The sequence below is a fragment of the Bradyrhizobium sp. WSM471 genome (genome assembly GCF_000244915.1).
Lineage (GTDB): Bacteria > Pseudomonadota > Alphaproteobacteria > Rhizobiales > Xanthobacteraceae > Bradyrhizobium.
The window spans coordinates 7,350,951-7,373,629 of the sequence record NZ_CM001442.1 but is presented as its reverse complement, the minus strand read 5'-3'; the positions used below and the strand labels follow the sequence as shown (position 1 = coordinate 7,373,629).

The window sequence follows — 22,679 nt, the reverse complement described above, 5'->3', positions numbered from 1 at the left end:
CCGCATTGCGCGAGCCTTTCGTGTTGCGGCCTTTCGTCTTACCAGCGACTGCCGCCGAAGCCGAACGTCACGCTCGGACCGCCGCCGCCGTAATATCCGTACGGTCCGCCGCCGTAATAGCCGTGGTGCCGCGGATAATAGCCGTAGCTCCGGTAGTGCGGACGATGATAGCCGTAATGGTGGTGAGGACGCCAGTGATGGCGATGGCCTTGATGGTGGTGCCTGTGCTGCGCGCTGATATCGGTTGACTGGGCGGCTGGCGCGGTGTGTTTCGCGCTTGAATGATTGGCCGCGTTCGCCGCCGATCCGCCGGCAAGCGCCGCAGCGCCGACGGCCATCGCGACAATGAGATACTTCATGTCATCACTCCAGTTGAATGTCGTGTGACAACACCTGGCCATCCGGCGCGTTCCGCCCAGTGCGGGCGTCGAAACGACGCAGTTTCATTGGCGTCCGATTCGCGCGGCGGCGTGCGTCTCGTGAGATTTATTGTCGCATCTCGGGCGTGGCCGCAACTCCGCCATCACTCTGCCGCGAATGATGCAATCACGTCATCGGTGGTGACGATGCGCGCGAATTCGCCGTTGAGGTTCGACAGCGTCATCGCATGGATCTCCTCGGCAGAATGTCTGTCACCATCCGGCCCGACCCGCTCGAACGTCCAGGTTGCGTCGCGCACCAGCCGTGCGTCGAAGCCGAGATTGCCGGCCATCCGCGTCGTCGTCTCGACGCAATGATTGGTGGTGGCGCCGCAAATGACGAGAGTGCCGATGTTGCCCGCGCGCAGGCGGCTTTCCAGATCGGTGCCGATGAAGGCGCTGTTGACGCGCTTGACGATCACGATCTCGCCCGGCCGCTCGCGTGCCTCGTCCCTGACGGCATATCCGGAGCTCGTTGGCAGAAATGAGGAGGACGGCTTGGTGCCCTCATGACGAATGTGAAAGATCGGCGCGCCGCTGGTTCTGAACGCCGTCAGGAGATCGGCAATACGTGCCACTGCATCCGGGTTATTGCGCCGCTTGCCCGCCGCCTCCCATTCGTCGAACGCACGCTGGACGTCGACGACGATGAGGGCGGGAAGCGCGAGTGACATGAGGGGCGGCTTTCAGACTTACTTGCAGACTTACCTGCAGCGCCGACTATGCGAGGCGACAGTGACGACACGCAATGTCAATTTTCCCTCGTTTCGCGACGTGATTGCAGGCTACGCGCTCTCCCCCTCACGGATGCGGATCGGGAAAGCCGTGGCGTTCGGAGAGCGCGGCTAGGATGGCGTCCTTGTCAGCAATGAACGCGCGGCCCTGATAGCTGCCGGTCTGGTGCGGCGAGGTCGCTCCAACCGCCAGCACGAGCAGCGGCAACGACTGGTTCTCCTCGCCGGCCAGCGCGATCACGGCTTGCCGCGGGCGTGGCCACGGGATGCGCTCGACGTCGAGTTTGCCGGCGAGCTGCGGAAACGAGACCAGCACGCCCTCGATCAGCGCGCAATGCCAGCAATAGAAGCGGCGTCCAGGAAAAGTCGGGTCCTCGAACCCAGGACGCAGCAGAAACAGGCGGTCGCGCGTCATGGGTCGCTCCGAGGTATGGTGACGATCATATCCGATGGCTGACGTCTGGCGGCAGAGGGCCCCGACTCACGATCGCGCCACAGCCAGCGGCAGGCTGATATGAAAGACCGCGCCTCCTGTTGGCGCGTTGTCGGCCCAGACGCGCCCGCCATGTGCCTCGATGATCGTGCGCGTGATCGAGAGGCCGATGCCCATCCCCTGCGCCTTGGTTGTGAAAAACGGCCTGAAGATTTCGGTTATCTTTTCTGTGCAGATGCCGTCGCCGGCATCTGCGATCGAGATCATGGCCTGATTGCCCGCAAGGCTGGTTCGACCGACGATGCGTCGCCGATCCTCCGGCAGATCGGCCACCGCTTCGATGGCATTCATGACCAGGTTCAGAATAGCCTGCTGGAGCTGCACTTTGTCGGCAGTTACGCGAATATCCGAGGACGATCGGTCCGTCGCGAGCGCAACGTCGTAGGTCAAGGCCTGCACGGAAAGGAACCGAAACACCTCGCCGACCGCCGCGTTGAGGTCGAGCTCGCTCCGCTCTGTGCTGGCCCTCTTCAGAAATGAGCGCACCTGAACGACGATCTCGTTGGCGCGCTTATCGTCTCGGCGAATGTCACCCAGTATATCCCTGATCACGCCAAGGTCGGGTGCCGGTATCTGCAACAGCTGCTCGGCGGTCTCAGCATTGATCAGAATGGCGGCGAGCGGCTGGCTCAGCTCATGCGCGATTGTGACAGACATCTCGCCCGCGGTGGCAAGGCGATTCATGTGGGCAAGCTCCGACATGCGTTGGCGCGCTTCGACCTCCGCCAGGAATCGCAGCCTGCGCTCGCGCAGGAGGATGACGATCATCGTCGCCTGCACCAGCACCAAGCCGACACTGATCATGACGCGCCAGTAATACTGCTCCCAGAAGCTCGGTTCTCGGAAACGCACCTCGCTTCCCGGAGGCAGATTGGCTTCGTCCACATTCCAGAGCTTGAGCTGTCGCCAGTCGAAGATCGGCTTCACGTTATCCCCGGCAACAGGCGGGATGTTCGACGGCGATTCGCCGCCCAGAATCCGCATTGCCAATTGGCCGGCTTCCTGTCCGATGGATTCGGGCAGCAGAAGGAAGCCGCCGACCCCGGTTCGCCCGAGAAATGTGTCGGAGGTGATGATGATCGGTCGGTTCGCGCGCTCGGCGACACGCGCAAGCGCCGCGGCCGGCAAATAGTGGGTGCCTTCGCCGTCGGAATACATCGCCGAGGTCAGAATTGCAGAACGAGGGGGCAAGGAGCCGACCCGTTCGCGCACCTCCCGCAGCACCATGCCGGACAGATCGATGATTTCGAGATCCGGCATCGTGGCCGCGAATTCCTTTTTCCAGTGGCCATATATCAGCGGATTTTTCCATGCATCGCCAACGAGGACGACGCCAGTCAAGTCGGGAACGACCGCGCGTGCCGCAGTCAGTATCTGCGCCGGAGACACCTTGGCAAAGATTGCGGTCGTGCCGGGCAGGAACAGCGCGCGAGTCTCGGGCAGATCGGGCACGAAGCCGTAAACCACGGGTGCGGCGGGCCAGATGTCGTGCTTGCGCACCTGAAGGAATTTCGCCGACGCGACGCCGATCGAGACGATGACGCCGATCGACCGATGTGCGTATTTGGTCTTGAGATGACCGACCAGGCTCTCCTCGTAGTCCGGTCCCGGGAAACGGGCGAGATCGAGGCTTTCGCCGTAGATCACGGTGTGGATCTGTCCATTTTCCTTCGCAGCCGTGCGGATACCTGCAAAGATCTCCGAATAGAATGGCGAACGAAAGTCGGCGTCTTCCAGCACCAGGATAGAGCGCTGCCCCGGACTGTCGGCTGCAGGGCACTCATGTGCCAGGGTTGCGAACAGGCAGGCGATCAGGAGCCGTTTGATCGCGATGACCATCCTCATTGCTGACTCTGCGCCTGGCCTGTGTTTGCAACGGGCGCCTCCTCGATGAGGACGCATCCGAGCATACCTGCCGGTTCCGAAGTTTCAATGAAGGATTTGATCCGGCTGTGCCGTGCAGGTGGCGGTTCACCTCGCCCGCATGCAGAGCGAAGAAGGTCCGCTATTTGAACGGATCCTGGATCGACGGCGCCGACTGCCTGATACGACGCACGCTCACGGGCGTGCCGTCGGAAACGAACAGCAGTTCGTAGCGGCGGCCCTCGCTGTCGGTGGCGGAGCAGGTGACGTCAGTCACCTTCTTGGCGGCGAAATTGCCGGTCTGGCGGCAGAGGCCGGTGGAGGTCTGCTCGGCCGGGACCGGGAGCCCGTCGACCTTGGGGCGGTCCTTGGAATTGAGCAGCATGCGGTCGATCGGCAGCTCATAGGAATTGTCGTCGGCGCGCTTGCCGTTCTCGCCGGAGAACGACACGACGTGATTCTCGTCGGCGGGATCGTCGACCGCGACCGCGAAATTGACCCGGCCCTTGTCACCATGGGCGTAGGCCACCGTCTTGCAGGCAAAGGTGCGGCCCGCGACCTTCAGCGTCTTGCAGTGGCCGGACATCAGCGCCAGCAGGTCGACGAAAGAGTTGGCGGCCGTAGGGTTGTTCACGGGAATCGACAAGGAAGACTCGGCAAAACAAGGGCTTGCCAGGGTCATGAGGGCGGCGGTGAGGACTGGTCCGCAGAGGCGCATCGGAAGGCTCACATGCCAGGGAACCACGGAAAAGTTCCGTCCGATAACCAGCGAACCGCAAATTGGTTGCGATCCCGTTTGTTCAGCCCAATCCGTCTGAAATACCACCGCGCCACCCCAACGGCGATTCGCCCCTATCGCCCAATCCATTCCCGGCCGGCACTTGCCGTCAGGCCGGTGTTTTTTTCGTGGCAGGGCTACCCCATTGCCGCCTGCCAGCGCGCATCGCGCAAGGATGGGCGGCGGTGCAGGCGGGCATCGAGCAGCGCGCGGGCGCGGGGCAGCTCGCCGCTGCGCATCAGGGCAACGACAAAAGTGTCCTCGATCAACTCGCGCTGGGCGTGGCTGCCGCCGACGCGCACGACCTCACGGAGAACCGGCGCGAGCATTTGCACGCACGCCACGTATTGCTCGTCCGCGAAGGCGGCCAGCGCGCGGCAGACCGCCGGTACCACGGGACCGGCCGGCAGCTTGCCATCGGCGAGCCGCTGCTCGATCGCGGCAAGACGTGTGGCGAGCGCTTCGCGATTTTGCGTCGCAGCCGCGAACAGCGCCATGTGGACGTCGGCGAAGGGCAGGCTCGATTTCGGAAACAGTTTTTGCGCGGTGGCATCGGCTTCGACCCAAAGCGTCCTCGGCACGGCGTGGCCGTAAGCCGACAGGCGCCAGAGCAGTGACGCACCGTCGGTGATGACATTGAGCGGCGGCGCCTGTGTGGCCTTTGGCTGCAGCACATCGGCATAGATCGTGAGCGCCCGCGCGGCATCGCCATGCTCCAGCGCGCCCAGCGCCTGATGCCAGCGGATGTGGCCGTGCAAGATCCCGGCGCGGTCGTAACAGGGGATCCAGTCGTCGACGAGCCGGTCGGCCGCTTCGATCGAACCGTCCTCGAACATCGCATGCAGCACGGCGTGCGCGGCATGGGCATTCTGCCGGCGCAGCTTGAAGCCGCGCTCGGTGACGCCGCGGCCGCGACTGAAATTGCCGTTCTCGGTCATCGCCCAACCGTACATAGTGAGGAACCACCAATCCTCGCCATAGTGATGCGCGACGCGCTCGCATAGCTCCTGCCGCGCGCGGTCGTGATCGGCCATGCCGGAGAACGCGTATAGGCCGAAGGCGCCGAGCGGCAGCGACAGCACCAATGCATCGCGCGGCCACGCCTCGACGTGCTTCATCGTCGCCGCGATCGCCTCCGGCAGCCGGCCCTCGATTGCGAGCGCCAGCGTCTCGACATGCGAACGCTCGCGTTCCGTGCCGCGTTTCGCCACGAGCTCGCGCGCGAGGGCCGCCTTCTGCCGCGCCAGATCGCCTTGCTGATAGAAGCCATGCAGGCGTGCGCGGGCGATATGGGGCAGCGCAAAATCCGGATCGGCCGCAATCGCACGCTCCAGCGTTTCCGCCGTGCCGGTCCAGCCCGCGAGCATGAGGTCGACGCCCTCGCGATAAGCGGATGCCGCCTCGGGCGAAGCGGTGGAGAGCGGCAGGCCGTAGCGATCTTCGAGAGCCATTCCTGTCTCCGGCTTAGGCCGTCCGCGCGCGGCGTCCTTCGATCGGATAGGCCGGGTCGTTGTAGCCCGGCGTCGAGGGATGACCCGGCACGACCAGTCTGTCGATCAGCGCCTCGTCCTCCGCGGTGAAGCGATAGTCGAGCGCGCCGGTGTAGCCGTCCCATTGCTCCTCGGTGCGCGGACCGGCAACGATCGAGGAGACAAAGGCGGAGTTCAGCACCCAGGCGACCGCGAACTGGCCGGCGGTGATGCCCTTTTTCTCGGCGTGGGCCTTGATCTCCTGCGCCAGCTGGAGCGATTCCGGCCGCCATTCGGTCTGCATCATGCGTGTGTCGTTGCGGCCCGCGCGCGTCTCCTTGTCAGGAGCAGCGTCCGGCTTGTATTTGCCTGTCAGCACGCCGCGCGCCAGCGGGCTGTAAGGCACGATGCCGAGGCCATAATGGGAGCAGGCCGGAAAGTGCTCGACTTCGGGCATGCGGTTCATGGCGTTGTAATAGGGCTGACTCACCGCGGGCCGGTCGATGCCGAGCCGGTCGCAGATGTTGCAGATTTCGGCGACGCGCCAGGCGCGGTAGTTCGAGACGCCGAAATAGCGCACCTTGCCGGCGCGGATCAGGTCGCCCATCGCGCGCACCGTCTCCTCCAGCGGCGTCGAATGGTCTTCCTTGTGCAGATAATAGATGTCGATGTGGTCGGTGCCGAGCCGCTTCAGACTCTCATCCGCCGCCTGCAACACCCAGCGTCGCGACAGGCCGACACGGTTAGGATCGTCCCCCATAGGGTTCGCAAGTTTCGTCGCGAGCACCCAGGCGTGACGGTTGTTGCCGATGGCGCGTCCCACGACCTCTTCGGATGCACCCTTCGAATAGGCGTCGGCGGTGTCGATGAAATTGATGCCGGCCTGGTGCGCCTTCGCGATGATCCGCCTTGAGGTGGCTTCATCGGTCGGCCCGCCGAACATCATGGTGCCCAAGCAGATCGGCGACACTTTCAGGCCGCTGCGGCCGAGTTGGCGATATTGCATAGGCTGTCCTCTGCTTTGCTGGAGCGACCAGCATATCCAGCTAACTCCGTCATTGCGAGCGCAGCTAGGCAATCCCTCAGCGTCGTCCCGGCGAAGGCCGGGACCCATAACCACAGGATGTGGTTTGGCGAAGATTCGGAGTTACCAGCTTCGCGCTGCAATTTTTGCCTCGGAGTATGGGTCCCGGCCTTCGCCGGGACGACGGCGGAATGTGTGGAGCGCAGTGAACGTAGCACCGCTACCCCGGCCCCTTCAAAATCTTGAACACACCATTGGCCATCACTACGCAGCGGCCGTCCACGCTGACCTCGGTGCTCATGAAGATCAGGCTGCGCGTCGAGCGCACCACGCGCGGGCGGGAGATCAGGACATCGCCGATCTGGCCGGCTTCGACGAAATGAGTGTCGAGCTGCACCGTCGCCATGAACTCCTTGCCGGAGACGTAGCGGGCGGTCATGCCGCAGGTACGGTCCGCGAACGTCATCATCACGCCGCCCTGGACCATGCCGCGCCGATTGTGGTGCTTGTCCTCGGTCGCGAGTGCGAATTCGTACTGGCCGTCGACCTTACGCTCCCATAACGGGCCGATCAGGTGCACGAAGCCCGTGGTCTCCAGGATGGTCCAGCCGTCTGCTTTCAGCCGTGCGGCGGCTTTGTTGGTCATGTCCTCGTCCATTCCTGAGCGGGTCGTGCGATCTCATTTCATCGGGGCCGGACGTGGTGTAGTCAAGCATGATGAGACCGTTCGACGATGTCACACGGCGGAATATCGCGGCCGCCTGCGCGGCCTTCACGCGGCTGCCGGAGGACGAGGCGCCGGCGGCGTTGAAGCGCGCCGCGGTGGCAGTTGCGCTGACTGCGGCCAGCGAGAACGACGACACGGCGTTACTGCTCACGCTGCGCGCATCGCATCTGCGCGCCCATCGCGGTCAATGGGCCTTGCCCGGCGGACGCTGCGATGCCGGTGAGACGCCGGTCGAGGCGGCGCTACGGGAGCTCGACGAGGAGCTTGGCCTGCGTCTCACCGGCGCGGAGGTGCTCGGCACGCTCGATGATTTTCCGACCCGCTCCGGCTATCTGATCACGCCGGTCGTGGTGTGGGCCGCCGATAGTGCCGCGATCAAACCAAACCCGGACGAGGTCGCCTCCGTCCATCGCATCGCGCTCGCGACGGTCGAGCGCGAAGATGCGTTCGATTTCGTCGGGATCCCCGAGAGCGCGCGCCGTGTGATCCGCTTCCATCATCAGTCGAGCTTGATCCACGCACCGACGGCGGCGCTGATCTACCAGTTCCGCGAAGTGCTGGCAGGACGGCACACCCGCGTCACCGAGCTGGAACAGCCGGTATTCGCCTGGAAGTGACGCGATGGGCGAAAAAGAGGTAAACGGCGCGTTAACGTGACAGTTACCGGATGCCTGCTAAGAGGGCAGCATGCATCGATCGATTCGAAATGCCGTGAGACTGGTTCCACTCGCGCTCGTCCTGCTCGCGCCTGCCGCGCGCGGTGGCGAATCCGACGCGCTGCCGCCGGCCGTCCGCAATGCCAAAGCCCAGCTGTTGTCGCAGTTTTTCGCGCAAGGTGGCGCGTCACCGGCCGTGCTCGAATATCGTCGCAAGCTTGCGGAATATCAGGCGGCACGTGCCGCCTTCGACCAGGAAGCCGGCGCCTACTGGAGCCAGATCTCCGAGAAGCGGAAAGGTCGCAACGCCAAGCGGCGCAGCGGTCAGCAGATCACGCTGGACGATTACGTGCTGGAGCATCCGCCGCTCTATAGCGGCCCGAAACGGCCGGTGAATCCGGAGCCGGAGGAAAGCCCGGACCGTCCGACGAGAAAGCCGATCCCCGTGGTCGCCGATCTGCTGCGCGCGGCGCAGGAACTCTATCAGTTCACGCCGCAGCGGCCGTCCAGCGAAGTCGAATTCAAGCGCCTCTATGCGCGCTATGCGCTGGCCTCGGGGCTGACGCGCGAGCAGGCGGTGCGGGTCTACGCGTTCGAGACCGGCGGCACCGGCAGTTACGACGTGCAGGCGGGAATCGAGCATGGCGGCAAGCGCGCCATTTCGACCGCGATGGGCTACAACCAGCTGCTGACGACCAACAGCGTCGAGCTGCTGGCCGAGCAAGGCCATGAATTCATCCGCGCGCTCTCTAACAAGGTCGCGCGGACCTCAGGTCCGGCGCGTCAGTCGCTCGAGCACAAGCTCACCGTTCTGAAGAAAATGGTGGCGCATGCCAAGTCGGTGCCCGACTCCTGGTCGGAGCACGAGAAGATCGGCAACACCGCGCAGGGTTGGGCCATGCATGCCATGGTGCTCGACATCGATATCGGGCCGATGCTGCAGACCCACAAGCTGCTCACCTCGGTGCTGTTCGCGCGGGCCAAGGGCTACACCCGCCCGCTCAGCGCGGCCGAGCTCGAGATGATGAACCTCACTGGCGACGGCACCGGCCTCGACATGGTGACGATGCCGCAGGCAATGCGCGAGCAGGTGCCGACCTCGAACTTCTTCCAGCGCGGCGGCTACGAGCGCAACCCGGTCGCGATCCGCCACAACACGGTGGCGAAGCTGCTGGCGGTGACGGACACGAGGATGGACAGCAACAGCAACAATGCCGGCGCGCGGGAACTGGCCGGGGCGTTTTAGTTCACGGTAGCTGTCATGCCACGCGCAAGCGGGGCATCCAGTACGCCGCGGCGTCTCGGTTCAAGCACAACTGCCTCTGGAATACTGGATCGTCCGCCCCAGTGCGCAATTGCGCACAAGGCGGACGATGACACCGAGTGCGTGGTGGCGCTGTCGCCCGCCGTCCCGCCCCTACTGATCCGACCCGAACCTGAACTTGCCGTCGCCTTCCAGGTACGGGCCGCTGCGCATGTAGAGCTGACCGTTGTGGCCGAGGAAGAACAACGTGCCCTTCGGCACCTTTTTGGCACCCTTCAGAAGTTCGCCGGCATTGCTCGTGCCCATCTTGTAGGAAAAGGTCTTGCCCTCCTTGTCATAGGCGTAGCCGGTGTCGGGCTTGAGCTCCCAAGGTGTTGCAGCGGTCTGCGCCAATGCGGGCGCCGCGAACGCGCCGAGCACGGCCGTCACCAAAAAAGTCTTTGTCGAAAATGCCATCACCCTATCCTCCCCATCGAGGCTCCCGGCTTGAACAAATCACGAACGGCGCTTCCAGGTCAATTTGCGAAAGCGCCGCAGCGCATCACGTCTTGCCGAGCAGTTTGTGATTTTCCCTTCGTCCCCGCGCGACTATGTTCCGCTTTCCGTCTAGAACGCAATTCGACAAAAACATTGGGTAGGGGATGATTCGAATGAACCTCGTCATTAAAGCTTGCTGGGCCGCCGGCCTGATGCTGACGGCGCTTGCGCCGGCCGCCCGGGCCGATGATTACCAGCTCAGCCACAACCAGCGGATTTCGTGCAGCCGCGGCCTGGCCCCAGGCAAGCTGAACACCGCGACCTGCAAGTCCTACACCTACCTCTTCAACACCAAGACCTCGGAATATTTCCGCTGCCAGGTCTCGCTGGCGCTGACCCGCGACAACAAGGAAGTCATCAACGTCCAGACCGACGGTGCCTGCACCAAGAAGCCGCGCATCTTCGAGAGCGACGGCCATTACGATTTCGACGCCACCGAGACCGAGCCTCCGAACACCAATTCGTTCTTCGGCCCCGGTGGCTACTCGGTCTGGGCCGCCGACGTCGGCGCGCAGAAAGTCCGCGGCTGCATCATCATCTCCTCCGGCCTCGGCTCCGACATCTCCAAATGCCTGGACATGACCTTCCAGTGAGGGGCGGCCCCGATCTGGCTGCGCCACCTCGCCGCACCCGCCGGGTTCCGCAAAAATCGAGCCAGGACAGCCATTTACCGCAGTCCTGTTTTGACTTTTGGATGGGTTGACCCGCTCCCCTCATCCGGCCAACTTCCCGGCCGGTTTGGGGAGTAGAAAGATCATGAAACGGACGATTTTCGGCGTGGCCGCGGCTCTTGTTCTGGCGGCGTCGGCACCTTGCGCGCAGGCGCAATCCTTCATCAACGTGCTGACCGGCGGCACCTCCGGCGTCTACTATCCGCTCGGGGTCGCGATCGGGAAGATCTACGGCGACAAGATTCCGAACGTGAAGACGCAGGTGCAGGCCACCAAGGCGTCAGTCGAGAATCTGATCCTGCTCCAGCAAGGTCGCGGCGAGCTGGCGTTCACGCTGGGCGACTCATTGAAAGCGGCCTGGGACGGCGAAGAGGAGGCGGGCTTCAAGACCAAGCTCGACAAGCTCAGGACCATCGGCGCGATCTATCCGAATTACATCCAGATCGTCGCGACCGCCGAGAGTGGCATCAAGACGCTGGCGGACCTCAAGGGCAAGAGCCTCTCGGTCGGCGCGCCGAAATCGGGCACGGAGCTGAATTCGCGCGCGATCCTGGCGGCAGCCGGCATGAGCTACAAGGATCTCGGCAAGGTCGAGTATCTGCCGTTTGCCGAATCCGTCGATCTCATGAAGAACCGCCAGCTCGGCGCGACGCTGCAATCGGCCGGCCTCGGCGTGGCCTCGCTGAAGGATCTGTCGACCTCGAGCCCGATCACGGTGGTGTCGGTGCCGAAGGAGACCGTCGACAAGATCGGCCTGCCCTTCGTCGCTGCGACCATTCCCGCCAACACCTATACCGGGCAGGACAAGGACGTGCCGACCGCGGCCGTGATCAACTATCTCGTCACCAGCTCGGCGGTGTCGGACGATCTCGCCTATCAAATGACAAAGCTGGTCTACGAGTCGCTGCCCGAGCTCGCCAACGCGCATGCGGCCGGCAAGGAGATCAAGCTCGAGACGGCGGCCACCGGCAGCCCGGTTCCGCTGCACCCCGGCGCGATCCGCTATTACAAGGAAAAGGGGCTGATCAAGTAAGGTCGACCCTCGTTATCGGACGTCATGGCCGGGCTTGTCCCGGCCATCCACGTTCTAAGGCCAGGCGAGGAAGATCGTGGATGCCCGGGACAAGCCCGGGCATGACGGCGCGGATGGACCGTGCCAATGCTATAAGCGCTCGACGATTGGGGATGGGTTGAAATGCTCGAGAAGGCAGAGGGCAGCGAAGCGCCCATCAAGGTCGAGTTCGATAATTTCGAGCACGGTTTTCCGGAAGGTTTTGGCCCGGGCTGGTGGGGCGCTCTCGCGTATTGGATCGGCATCGCCTTCGCGACCTTCCAGCTTTATGTCGCGGCCTTCAACTATCTGCCGAGCCAGGTGGTGCGCGGCGTCCATGTCGGCTTCCTCATTCTCCTCACCTTCGGTCTGATCGGCAACTTCACCGCCAAAAGCGATGTCGGCCGCGCGATCGGCTGGCTGATCGGCGGCGCGGGCTTTCTGTGCGGGCTCTATCAATGGATCTTCTATGCGGATTTGATCGCACGTGACGGCGATCCGACGCGCCTCGATCTCGTGGTCGGCACGCTGCTCGCCGTCCTGATCTTCGAGGGCACGCGGCGGCTAATGGGCGCGGCGCTCCCGCTGATGTGCGGCGCCTGTCTCGTCTATTGGTTCTTCGGCCAGTATCTGCCGTCGCCGCTCAACCATCGCGGCTATGATTTCGACCAGATCGTCACGCATCTGTCGTTCGGTACCGAAGGTTTTTATGGTGTACCGATCTACGTCTCGGCGACCTACATCTTCCTGTTCATCCTGTTCGGCTCGTTCCTGGAGCGCGCCGGCATGATCCAGCTCTTCACCGACGTTTCTCTTGGGTTATTCGGCAGGACCCGCGGCGGCCCGGCAAAGGTCGCGGTGTTCGCCTCGGGCATGATGGGCACGATCTCCGGCTCCGGCGTCGCCAACGTCGTCACCGTCGGCCAGTTCACGATTCCGCTGATGATCAGGTTCGGCTATCGCCGCGCGTTCGCGGCCGGCGTCGAGGCGACGGCCTCCATGGGCGGGCAGATCATGCCGCCGGTGATGGGCGCGGTTGCCTTCATCATGGCGGAGACGCTCGGCGTCCAATATTCGGAGATCGTGAAAGCGGCCGCGATTCCCGCGATGCTCTATTTCGCCTCGGCCTTCTGGATGGTGCATCTGGAAGCCGGCAAGCACGGCCTCACGGGCATGAAGAAGTCGGACACCCCGAGCGCCTGGAAGGCGCTGGTGAAGGGTTGGTTCCTGGTGCTGCCGCTCGCAGCCCTCGTCTACATGCTGTTCGAAGGCTTCACGCCGCTCTATGCCGGCAGCATGGGGCTCGCGCTCACGGTGGGGCTGATCCTCGGCACCGCCATCACGACGGGCGCGCCTTCGACGGCCATCCGCTACATCTTCTGGATCGGGCTCGCGCTCGTCGTCGCCGCGCTCTCGCGCGACGGTCTTCAGATCGTGCCGGTCGCAGGCGTCGTCGTCGCGCTGATCGTGATCACTGCGTTCGTGCGCGGCGGGTTTTCCGCCCTGCGCGCCTGCCGCGATGCGCTGGCCGAAAGCGCGAAATCCGCCATCACCGTCGGCATGGCCTGCGCCATCGTCGGCGTCATCATCGGCATGATGTCGCAGACCGGCGTCGGCACCATCTTCGGCGGCTGGGTGATCGGCCTCGGGGAGAAGAGCCTGTTCCTGGCGCTGATCATGACCATGCTGCTGTCGATCCTGCTCGGCACCGGCATCCCGACCATCCCGACCTACATCATCACGGCAGCGCTCGCGGCGCCCGCGCTGGCGAAACTCGGCGTTCCCCTGATCGCGAGCCACATGTTCGCGTTCTATTACGGCATCATGGCCGACCTCTCGCCGCCGGTAGCGCTGGCAGCGTTGGCCGCAGCACCGATCGCGAAGGAGAATCCGGACAAGATCGGCTGGGAGGCGATGCGCATCGCGCTCGCCGGCTATGTCATCCCCTTCATCTTCGTCTATTCACCGGCGCTGATGCTGCAGGCCGGCGATCCCATGGCCGCCAAGCTCGGCTTCTACGGCGCGGTGGCGCTGGCGACCTTGAAGGCCCTGGTGGCCATCGCGCTGTTCGGCATGGTCGCGATCGGATTCCTGTTCACGCGCCTGATGTTCCTCGAACGTGTGGTCGCGCTCGGCGCCGCGCTGTGCCTGCTCGGCGACTTCCCGTTCAGCGACACCGCGGGCTTCCTGCTCGCCGCGGCGATCGTGCTGTGGCAGTGGCGGCGGCGTCCGCCGGCGCCGGTCGAGGCGGTGTGAGCCTCTGCTTCGTCACAGCCTCAGGCGTGAAGGCGCTGGCGCTGTCCGCATTCACGCTGGTGTGGACGCATTCGATCGCGAAGGTCGACTGGCAGGAAGACTGGCGCGTCACCCCCGCCGGGCTCGAACTGATGCAGGCACGCGTCAAGGGCACCGGCCCCGGCATGGAGCCGCCGCCTGAGGCGCGGCTCGTCGACGGCTGGTTTCAATGGAGGCTCGCGCGCGCGCCGATGCCGGAGGTGGTACTGGGCAATTCAGGCGCGGCTGGCGAATGGCGGCTATGCCATGACGGCAAGTGTCGGACGTTGTCCGAGATTGTCGGTCATCCCATTGGTGCTAACGTCACCACGATGAAGGTCTGCAACGATCCGTAGCCCGGATGGAGCGCAGCGCAATCCGGGAACAGTGGCCCCGGATTACGCTGCGCTACATCCGGGCTACAAAGAACAACAACAAGGGAGACACGCGATGGATCGGCTCGAGGGCAAGGTTGCAATGGTGGTGGGCGCCGGCTCGATCGGGCCGGGTTGGGGCAACGGCAAGGCCACCGCGGTGACGTTTGCGCGCGAGGGTGCACAGGTGTTTTGCGTCGATCGCAACGGCGCGGCCGCCGAGGAGACCGCGAAGATCATCACCGGCGAAGGCGGCAAGGCGACTGCCTTCACTGCTGACGTATCTCGCGCGAGCGAGGTCGAGGCGATGGTCGCGGCGTGCCTGAAGGCCTATGGCCGCATCGATGTGCTCGACAACAATGTCGGCATCGCCGAGATGGGCAGCGTTGTCGAAGTGACCGAGGAGAGCTGGGACCGCGTCTTCAGCGTCAATCTCAAGAGCGCCTACTTCGCCATGAAGCACGTCATCCCCGTGATGGTGAAGCAGGGCGGCGGCTCCATCATCAACATCTCGTCGATCGCCTCGATCCGCCACATGGGCATCTCCTACGTCACCTACGGCACCTCCAAGGCGGCGATGAACCAGATGACGCGCACCACTGCGATCGAATTCGCGCGCCACCATGTCCGCGTCAACGCGATCCTGCCCGGTCTGATGAAGACACCGATGGTGGAGCATTCCGCGGGTCTCGCCGCCAGTTACGCCAAGGGCGACGTCGAAGCGATGTGGCGCGCGCGCGATGCGCAAGTGCCGATGGGCCACATGGGCGACGCCTTCGACGTCGCCAACGCCGCGCTGTTCCTGGCCTCGGACGAAGCGAAATATGTGACGGGGATCGAGCTCGTGGTGGACGGCGGGATCACGTGCAAGGCAGGGGCGTAGCTCCTTGCTCGTCGCCCTGGCGAAAGCCAGGGCCCATTACCACAAGGCTCGGTTTGGCGAAGGCTGCCGGCTCCAGCCTCTGTCAACAATTCGCATTCGGGGTGATGGGTCCTGGCTTTCGCCAGGACGACATTACTGCGCCAGCGCCAGAATCCCGCCGGCAAACGAATGCCACGCCGCGGTCTCGCTGACCGGCCAGTTCAGCACCTTCACCGCCAGCATCGCGAGTATGCCGGCGATGTAGACCGGGTGCACCCGGCCTTCGGTGCGCCAGTCGCGTACCATCGCGACGACGAGCAGCAGCGAGGCGACCATCGCAGGCGCTATGGTGACGGGCACCGGCGGCGGCCCGGGCGGTCCCGGAGGCGCGAGGAAAGTGAGAAACCAGCGCGCGATCGCGGCATCGAGGATGGAGACCGCCGCGAGCAGCATCAGGCGTTTGTGAATCTCGGGCTTTCGCGTGTTCATGATCGCGAGCACGAACACCATTGCGAAGAACGCGATCCCGCTCATCGGCACGATCGAGAAGGCGATGCCGGCCTCTTTCTGTCCGAGCGCCGCGGAATGCTGCATCACATGGACGGAGGCGAGGAAGCCGAAGATCGTCATCGCGGTCGCGAGCGAAACGCCGGCGATGCCGAGCGCACGGTGATTGACCACGCGGCCTGAGGCGGCGAGCCAGGTCTGGATCACGAAATAGAGTGACCACGTGAAGAACAACAGGCCGTGGAAATGAATGACGGGGCTTGCGGACAATGTCCGGTTGGCGAGCGGCACAAAATAGGTCGGTGCGAAGCCGAGAAAGGCGGTGGCCGCGCAGGCCAGTGCCATGTGGAGATAGAAATATCGTGCGGGCGACGCATCTCGCGCGCGCACACGACGGTCGTCGATCAGGGTCGTCATGAGGGATGAGTCTGGAGAGGCGGCGTTTGGTTCAAAAGCCCTAGCCACCTGTGCAGGGCTCTTGTCGGGGACGGGGATTTAACCCCCCGCGCTCAATTCCGCGCGATCGAGCTCCTCCTCAACCCTGTGGAACGCATCGTCGCCGATCACCTCGGTTGCCCGGAGGTCGAAGATCGACTTGCGCGCGGCCTCAATGGCGCGGCGGCGCAGCGGATCGGCCGGCAATTCGCCGTTGGTGATGCCGCCATGGGGATCGTCGTCGGCCTGCATCAGGATGGCGCGATATTCGAGCCGCAGGATTTCCGCTTCCTCCGACGGATCGTCCTCGATCGCGTCGAGCGCCGCGCGATAGGCGACGGCGCGGGCGCGCGCGACCTCGATGCCGACGGGATCGTCGTCCTTGAGGCCGAACGCCAGGATCAGCGGCCGCAGCGTCAGGCCCTGCACGACCAGCGTGCCGAGCACGACCGCGAACGCCGAGAAGACGATGAAGTCACGATGCGGAAAGTTTTCCGGCAAGGCAAAGGCGGTGGCGAGCGTGACGAGGCCGCGCATGCCACACCAGGAGATGATGAGGCCGCCCTTGGCCGAGGCGACCTGCTTCGGGTCCTTGGGGTGATAGATCCCGTGCGCCACCAGCGTGCGCAGCGTCGTCCGGTAGAACGTGATCCAGGCCAGCCGGACCAGGACCACGGTGAGCAGGATCCAGGCCGCGGCCGCGCAATATTCCCAGCGCACGTCCGCGTTCAGCCGCGTCCAGATCGGCCGCATCTGCATGCCGATCAGCATGAAGGCGAGCACGTTGAGCACGAACACCATGGTCTCCCATACCGCATAGGAAGGTACCCGCAGCCGCGCAGGCATGCGTGCCCCCGCCGTGCGAGCGATGGTGATGGCGTAGACCACAATGGTGAGGATGCCGGAGAGACCGAGATGCTCGGCGGCAATCCAGACCATGAAGGTGGTGGCGAACTGTACGATGATCGCGCTCGGCGCTTCCTTCACGCGTTCCATGAACAGCGGGATGATGCGGCCAGCGACCAGCCCCGCGACGACGCTGCCGACCAGCGCCAGCGCCATGGTCGGCGCGACCTGATTCCATGTCAAATGTTCCGTGGCGACCGCGCCAACGGCGATGCGATAGATCAAAAGCGCGGTCGCATCGTTGAGCAGGCTTTCGCCTTCCAGGACCTTGACCATGCGGTAGGGCAGTTTCACCTGGCTCAGGATCGCGACCGCGGCGGCCGCGTCCGGCGGGGCGACGATGGCGCCGAGCGCAACCGCGGCGGCCCAGGGCATGTCAGGCATCAGCCGGTGCGCTGCGTAGGCCACAGCGACCGTGGTCAGGCCGACGGCGGCGACCACCAGAGTGGAGACCGGAACCCAATTGTTGCGGAGATCGCGCAGCGAGGTGTCGAATGCGGCATCGAGCAGGACCGGTGCGACAAAAAGAGCCAGTGCCAGGTCGGGCTCCAGCGTCCAGGACGGGCTCGAGGGCACAAAGGCGATCAGCGCGCCCCCAATCGCGAGAAAGGTCGGATAGGGGACCTTGATCCGCCGCGCCAGCGCCGATAATGCAACGGCGCCGAGCAGAAGCACGATGATCCATTCGAATGTCGACACCTTGATCCCCGAAACCGATTTGAGCGGCGCCACAAGCTAGCACCAATCCGGCCGTATGATGGATAGTGCGGCCCCAAGGCAAGACCTCAACCCGGACCTTAACTCAAGACTTTCCGACTGTGACGAGCATGCGTTTTCTCATTCAATGGTCCGGCGCCGCGGTGCTCTTCGCGCTCTCGTTCGTCGTGGCTCATGCCGCGACCGGCGGCGAACCGGCCGCGGTCCCGCAGGTCGACATCGCGCCGTGCCTCGCGGCTGCCGCAACCGACGATATTGACACGGCCGTCACGGCCTGCGCCGCCGTGATCGACAACGAGAAGACGGCGAAAGGCGACCTGATCAAGGCGTTGATCGCGCGCGGCGCGCTGTTTGCTCGGCATGATCAGGTCGACCGCGCGATCGCCGACGACAGCCGCGCCCTGGAGCTCGATTCCGGTCTCGCCGATATTTTCAACGCACGGGGCGAGCTCTGGCTGAGGAAGGGCGACAAGCCCAAGGCGGTGCAGGATTTCGGCGCGGCATTGAAGATCGATCCGAACCACGAGAAGGCCAAAGTCAATCACAAGGCGATGGCGCGCGAGATCGAGCGGATCGGCGCGCAGATGGCGGTCGCGGGCAAGCCCAGCTTCAATTGCAGAGGGGCCCGCCGCCCCATAGAGAAGGCAATCTGTGCCAACCGCGAGCTCGCTGACCTCGACCGCGAGGTCTTTGCCGCCAACGCGCGCGTGTTGCGCGAAGCGCGCAATGCGGGCGAAGCGAAGGCGTTTCAGCGCGAGCAGGACGATTTCATCGCCCGTCGCAATGCCGGATATGGCCGGCCCGGCTACGATCTGAAGAAGGCGATGCAGGAGCGGCTGCAGCGGCTGAACGGAGTGGACGGGTATTGAGGCCTTAAGGCCTCCACAACCTCAAGCCTGGGCATGACGACTTTTCGTGAGAAGGGCGCTGGTGCGCCCCTGGCTGGCTCAATTTTGAACCCATCGCTTCCCCGCCGCGACAATGGTGAAAGCCTGATGTCCCGGAGCCTATGCCATGTGCGGCACGCATCCTTCCGCGCAAATGTTTTCGTTGGCAAAAATCTCGTTTCGCTCGCTCCTGCTCAGCGCGGCAATGAGCGTCGTCCTCGTCGCCCCTGCCTTGGCCGGCGTCGATTGCGTGATGGGGAGCAAGGCCGCCCCGGCTGAGCTGATCCCGGCCTGCAGCGCCATTGTGGACCAAGCCTCAAATCCATCCTCCGATCGCGCCGCGGCATTGCTGGTGCGCGCCGACGCCAATGCGCGGACCTCGGGCGGCCTCACGCAGGCGCTGCGAGATATCGATCGCGCGATTGCGCTCGACGGGAAAAATGCAAAAGCCTGGCGCCTGCGCGGCGATCTTTTGCGCGAAGCCGGCGGCGATCTCAACCGCGCCGCGGCGGACCTCAGCAAGGCCATCGAGCTCGATCCGCAGAATTCGGAGTCCTACGAGCTGCGCGGCGTCGTCTACACGAACCAGCGCCGGCTCGACCGTGCGCTCGCCGATTACGACCAGGCGATCAAGCTGAAGCCTGACAATGCACAGGCCTGGTCCGACCGCGGCGTGACCTATTATCTCGGAGGCGACAACGAGAAGGCGATCCGCGATCTCAGCGAGGCGTTGCGGCTCGATCCGAACGGGCCGCGCAGCTACACCAATCGTGGCGCCGCCTACAAGAAGCTCGGCCAGCTCGCCAAGGCGGTTTTCGACGACGGCGAGGCGATCCGGCTCGATCCGAAGGTACCCGAATATTACGACAATCGCGGGCTGTCGCTGGCCGCGATGGGCGAGTACGACAAGGCGATTGCCGATTACGATCAGGCGCTGCGGCTGGCGCCGCGGCCGAATTTCTTCACCAACCGCGGCGACTCCTACCACCTGAAGGGCGAGCTTGGCGCGGCTCTGAGCGATTACGAGGCCGCGCTGAAACTCGATCCGAATTTCGCGCAGACCTACAACAATCGCGCCGTGCTCTACAAGAAGATGGGCGAGCGCAAGAAGGCCCTGGCCGACTACGAGACCGCGCTGCGGCTCGATCCCGGCAACGACAACGCCGCCGCCGGCCGCCGCGCCATGATCGCGGAGATCGCGAAATTCGGCGGCGAGCCGCTGCGGCCGCTCGCGGCGAATTCCGGCAATGGCCCGTCGTTCGATTGTGCCACTACGAAGCGCGAGGTCGAGAAGGTGATTTGTGCCGATCCGCAGCTGGGTGTGCTCGATCGCCAGATCGCCGAGACCTACGAGCGCGTGCTGAAGTCGGCCGGGTCCCGCTCGGCCGGCGACCTCCGTCGCACCCAGCGCGATTTCCTCGCCACCCGCAATACGAGATTCGGCCGCCCGGGCTATGATCTGAAGAAGGTCATGCAGGAGCGGCTGCAGCGGCTGAATGCGATGGATAGCTGAGCATTGTTCTTTTCAGCTTGAACCGCGGCCCGTTCCCGGGAAAATACCCCTCAAACATGGCCGGTACTTGATCCCTGTCATGGCGGGACGTTTGTCCTGCCACAAGGTCTAGGCTAGGCGAATAAAGGGAACGGGAGCGCCGGAATGAACGTCCAAGGAAACGTCCAAGGAAACGTCGACGGAAAGAGCCTCTATCACGAGGTTTATGCGCGCTCGCTGTCCGACCCTGAGGGCTTTTGGGCCGAGGCGGCCAAGGAGATCGACTGGATCGAGCCACCGAAAAAGATATTCGACCCCTCGCTGGGCGTCTACGGCCGCTGGTTCAGCGGTGGCGTGGTCAACACCTGCTACAACGCGCTCGATCGCCACGTCGAACGCGGCCGCGCCGACCAGATCGCGCTGATCCATGATTCGCCGCTGGCAAATAGCGTCACCAAATTCACCTACGCCGAACTGCTGGCCGAAGTGCAGGCGCTCGCCGCCATCATGCAGGATTTCGGTGTCGCCAAGGGCGATCGAGTCATCCTCTATATGCCGATGGTCCCGGAGGCCGTCGTCGCGATGCTCGCCTGCGCGCGCATCGGCGCGGTGCACTCCGTGGTGTTCGGCGGCTTTGCCGCGAAAGAGCTCGCCACCCGCATCGACGATGCGCAGCCAAAGCTGATCCTGTCGGCGAGCTGCGGCATCGAGCCCGGCCGGATCGTGCAGTACAAGCCGCTGCTCGACGAGGCGATCAGGCTTGCGGGCGCAAAGCCGAAGGCCTGCATCGTGCTGCAACGTCCGCAGCTCGTCTGCGCCCTCGCGCCCGGCCGCGACTATGATTGGGCGGGCCTGCGCCGCAAGGCGATGAACGACGGCAAGCAGGCGCCTTGCGTGCCCGTCGCCGCTACCGATCCGCTCTACATCCTCTATACGTCAGGCACGACCGGCATTCCCAAGGGCGTCGTGCGCGACAATGGCGGCCATCTCGTCGCGGTGAAATGGTCCATGTTCAACCTTTATGGCGTCAAGCCGGGTGAGGTCTGGTGGTGCGGCTCCGACATCGGCTGGGTGGTCGGCCACAGCTACATCGTCTACGGCCCGCTGCTGCACGGCGCGACCTCGATCATGTATGAGGGCAAGCCGGTCGGCACGCCCGATGCCGGCGCGTTCTGGCGCGTGATCAGCGAGCATCAGGCTGTCGCCTTCTTCACTGCGCCGACCGCGTTCCGCGCGATCCGGAAAGAAGATCCGGAAGGAAAATTCATCCGGCAATACGACCTCTCGACCTTCCGTACGCTGTTCCTGGCCGGCGAGCGCGCCGATCCGCCGACGGTGGAATGGGCGGAGCAGCAGTTGAAAGTGCCGGTCATCGACCATTGGTGGCAGACCGAGACCGGCTGGTGCATCGCCGGCAATCCGGTCGGCTTAGGCCAGCTGCCGGTGAAGCATGGCTCGCCGACGGTGCCGATGCCGGGCTATCAGGTCGACGTGGTCGACGAAGCGGCAAAGCCGGTCGGCCCGAACACCATGGGCTCGATTGTCATCAAGCTTCCGATGCCGCCGGGCTGCCTGCCGACATTGTGGAATCAGGACGAACGTTTCAAGGAAGCCTATCTCACCGAATTCCCCGGCTACTACAAAACGTCGGACGCCGGCTACAAGGACGAAGACGGCTATGTCTTCGTCATGGGCCGCACCGACGACATCATCAACGTCGCCGGCCATCGGCTCTCCACCGGCGGCATGGAGGAGATCCTGGCTTCGCATGCCGATGTCGCCGAATGCGCCGTGCTCGGCGTCAAGGACGCAATCAAGGGCGAGGTCCCCTGCGGCTTCCTGGTGCTCAAGGCGGGTGTGAAGCGGGCCCCCGCCGAGATCGAGAAGGAGATCATTGCTCTGGTGCGCGACAAGCTCGGCCCCGTTGCCGCGTTCAAGCTCGCCATCACCGTCGGCCGCCTGCCCAAGACGCGCTCCGGAAAGATCTTGCGCGGCACCATCAAGAAGATCGCAGATGGTGAAGCTTGGACCATGCCGGCGACGATCGAGGACCCCAAGGTGCTCGACGAGATCGGCGACGCGCTGAAGGGGCGGGTGTGAGGTTTGCAATGGGGCTTGAATAGGCCGCATTTTTCCGCTCAATCCTCATCCTGAGGAGCGCGCCTGGCGCGCGTCTCGAAGGATGAAAGGCCCGCTGCTGCAGCTTGGCCTGCATGGTTCGAGACGCCCGCTACGCGGGCTCCTCACCATGAGGGATGAAGGGCCTGCCATGAATTCGAAGCCGTTTCTAGCGATTGCATTTGCGGGCCTCATTCTCTCCGCCTGCTCCGCGCGCTACCAGACGCCGGTGGCGATGGGCGGCGATGATGACGACGCGGTCTGCCAGAGCCGCGGCTATGCTGCCGGTTCGCCCGAATACGTGGCCTGCCGCAAGGACCGCGACGTCCAGCGCAGCGCTGCGACCACCCGCGCCGACCGCCGCCAGCGCGACCTCGGCGAATACATGCTGAACCATCCGGACCGGCCATGATGTAAGCTG

General features: G+C 64.3%; 22 protein-coding genes. 11 read left to right on the top strand and 11 right to left on the bottom strand.

The genetic code is table 11. From position 1 onward, the window contains the following. Positions 1 to 38: 38 nt before the first annotated feature. From BRA471DRAFT_RS33695 to BRA471DRAFT_RS33660, 8 genes are all read right to left on the bottom strand, one after another. Entirely contained in the window at positions 39 to 359 is a 321-nt protein-coding gene (locus BRA471DRAFT_RS33695; RefSeq protein ID WP_007615436.1) for a hypothetical protein, read from the bottom strand. A gap of 164 nt (positions 360 to 523) precedes the next feature. Then, a complete protein-coding gene (locus BRA471DRAFT_RS33690; RefSeq protein ID WP_007615434.1) occupies positions 524 to 1,093 on the bottom strand; it encodes a cysteine hydrolase family protein in 570 nt (189 codons plus the stop codon). Between the two features lie 127 nt (positions 1,094 to 1,220). Continuing rightward, positions 1,221 to 1,568, bottom strand: coding sequence for a DUF3088 domain-containing protein (locus BRA471DRAFT_RS33685; protein ID WP_007615432.1), 348 nt, complete (start codon positions 1,566 to 1,568; stop codon positions 1,221 to 1,223). Positions 1,569 to 1,634: 66 nt separating this feature from the next. Continuing rightward, a complete protein-coding gene (locus tag BRA471DRAFT_RS33680; protein WP_245266041.1) occupies positions 1,635 to 3,293 on the bottom strand; it encodes an ATP-binding protein in 1,659 nt (552 codons plus the stop codon). Positions 3,294 to 3,651: 358 nt separating this feature from the next. Further along, the gene (locus BRA471DRAFT_RS33675) at positions 3,652 to 4,227 is read right to left on the bottom strand and encodes a hypothetical protein (protein ID WP_007615428.1); all 576 of its coding nucleotides are present in this window, start codon (positions 4,225 to 4,227) and stop codon (positions 3,652 to 3,654) included. A 197-nt stretch (positions 4,228 to 4,424) separates the two neighbouring features. Next, positions 4,425 to 5,738: a tetratricopeptide repeat protein gene (locus BRA471DRAFT_RS33670; protein ID WP_007615425.1), complete on the bottom strand. Its 1,314-nt coding sequence runs from the start codon at positions 5,736 to 5,738 to the stop codon at positions 4,425 to 4,427. Between the two features lie 13 nt (positions 5,739 to 5,751). Then, complete coding sequence (locus BRA471DRAFT_RS33665) at positions 5,752 to 6,762, bottom strand: aldo/keto reductase (RefSeq protein WP_007615423.1); 1,011 nt, start codon at positions 6,760 to 6,762, stop codon at positions 5,752 to 5,754. 238 nt (positions 6,763 to 7,000) lie between these two features. Continuing rightward, complete coding sequence (locus BRA471DRAFT_RS33660) at positions 7,001 to 7,426, bottom strand: PaaI family thioesterase (RefSeq protein WP_007615420.1); 426 nt, start codon at positions 7,424 to 7,426, stop codon at positions 7,001 to 7,003. 68 nt (positions 7,427 to 7,494) lie between these two features. Between BRA471DRAFT_RS33660 and BRA471DRAFT_RS33655 the strand changes: the two genes are divergently transcribed. Together BRA471DRAFT_RS33655 and BRA471DRAFT_RS33650 are read left to right on the top strand one after the other, a co-directional pair. After that, positions 7,495 to 8,124, top strand: coding sequence for a CoA pyrophosphatase (locus BRA471DRAFT_RS33655; RefSeq protein WP_007615418.1), 630 nt, complete (start codon positions 7,495 to 7,497; stop codon positions 8,122 to 8,124). Positions 8,125 to 8,194: 70 nt separating this feature from the next. After that, complete coding sequence (locus tag BRA471DRAFT_RS33650; protein ID WP_007615416.1) at positions 8,195 to 9,409, top strand: hypothetical protein; 1,215 nt, start codon at positions 8,195 to 8,197, stop codon at positions 9,407 to 9,409. A gap of 171 nt (positions 9,410 to 9,580) precedes the next feature. Here the strand turns inward: BRA471DRAFT_RS33650 and BRA471DRAFT_RS33645 are convergent, their stop codons facing one another. After that, the gene (locus tag BRA471DRAFT_RS33645) at positions 9,581 to 9,883 is read right to left on the bottom strand and encodes a hypothetical protein (protein WP_007615414.1); all 303 of its coding nucleotides are present in this window, start codon (positions 9,881 to 9,883) and stop codon (positions 9,581 to 9,583) included. 194 nt (positions 9,884 to 10,077) lie between these two features. On the opposite strand from BRA471DRAFT_RS33645, the gene BRA471DRAFT_RS33640 reads away from it, so the two are divergent. From BRA471DRAFT_RS33640 to BRA471DRAFT_RS33620, 5 genes are all read left to right on the top strand, one after another. Next, a complete protein-coding gene (locus BRA471DRAFT_RS33640; RefSeq protein ID WP_007615413.1) occupies positions 10,078 to 10,557 on the top strand; it encodes a hypothetical protein in 480 nt (159 codons plus the stop codon). A gap of 163 nt (positions 10,558 to 10,720) precedes the next feature. Then, positions 10,721 to 11,668: a TAXI family TRAP transporter solute-binding subunit gene (locus BRA471DRAFT_RS33635; protein WP_007615411.1), complete on the top strand. Its 948-nt coding sequence runs from the start codon at positions 10,721 to 10,723 to the stop codon at positions 11,666 to 11,668. A gap of 162 nt (positions 11,669 to 11,830) precedes the next feature. After that, positions 11,831 to 13,942, top strand: coding sequence for a TRAP transporter permease (locus tag BRA471DRAFT_RS33630; RefSeq protein WP_007615408.1), 2,112 nt, complete (start codon positions 11,831 to 11,833; stop codon positions 13,940 to 13,942). After that, entirely contained in the window at positions 13,939 to 14,316 is a 378-nt protein-coding gene (locus tag BRA471DRAFT_RS33625) for a DUF1850 domain-containing protein (protein WP_007615406.1), read from the top strand. The genes BRA471DRAFT_RS33630 and BRA471DRAFT_RS33625 overlap by 4 nt, the downstream gene beginning before the upstream one ends. Positions 14,317 to 14,410: 94 nt before the next feature. After that, entirely contained in the window at positions 14,411 to 15,217 is an 807-nt protein-coding gene (locus tag BRA471DRAFT_RS33620; RefSeq protein ID WP_007615404.1) for an SDR family NAD(P)-dependent oxidoreductase, read from the top strand. A 132-nt stretch (positions 15,218 to 15,349) separates the two neighbouring features. Here BRA471DRAFT_RS33620 and BRA471DRAFT_RS33615 read toward each other — a convergent pair whose 3' ends face one another. Together BRA471DRAFT_RS33615 and BRA471DRAFT_RS33610 are read right to left on the bottom strand one after the other, a co-directional pair. Further along, a complete protein-coding gene (locus BRA471DRAFT_RS33615; RefSeq protein ID WP_007615402.1) occupies positions 15,350 to 16,120 on the bottom strand; it encodes a hypothetical protein in 771 nt (256 codons plus the stop codon). A gap of 78 nt (positions 16,121 to 16,198) precedes the next feature. Further along, on the bottom strand, positions 16,199 to 17,776 hold the full coding sequence (locus tag BRA471DRAFT_RS33610) for a sodium:proton antiporter (RefSeq protein ID WP_088931262.1): 1,578 nt from the start codon (positions 17,774 to 17,776) through the stop codon (positions 16,199 to 16,201). Between the two features lie 95 nt (positions 17,777 to 17,871). Here BRA471DRAFT_RS33610 and BRA471DRAFT_RS33605 point away from each other — a divergent pair, with 95 nt between their 5' ends. From BRA471DRAFT_RS33605 to BRA471DRAFT_RS33590, 4 genes are all read left to right on the top strand, one after another. Then, complete coding sequence (locus tag BRA471DRAFT_RS33605; RefSeq protein WP_007615398.1) at positions 17,872 to 18,630, top strand: tetratricopeptide repeat protein; 759 nt, start codon at positions 17,872 to 17,874, stop codon at positions 18,628 to 18,630. 145 nt (positions 18,631 to 18,775) lie between these two features. After that, positions 18,776 to 20,161, top strand: a complete 1,386-nt coding sequence (locus BRA471DRAFT_RS33600; RefSeq protein WP_007615397.1) for a tetratricopeptide repeat protein — start codon at positions 18,776 to 18,778, stop codon at positions 20,159 to 20,161. A gap of 144 nt (positions 20,162 to 20,305) precedes the next feature. Further along, positions 20,306 to 22,240: a propionyl-CoA synthetase gene (locus BRA471DRAFT_RS33595; RefSeq protein ID WP_007615396.1), complete on the top strand. Its 1,935-nt coding sequence runs from the start codon at positions 20,306 to 20,308 to the stop codon at positions 22,238 to 22,240. A 169-nt stretch (positions 22,241 to 22,409) separates the two neighbouring features. Then, complete coding sequence (locus tag BRA471DRAFT_RS33590) at positions 22,410 to 22,670, top strand: hypothetical protein (RefSeq protein ID WP_007597509.1); 261 nt, start codon at positions 22,410 to 22,412, stop codon at positions 22,668 to 22,670. Positions 22,671 to 22,679 lie beyond the last annotated feature (9 nt).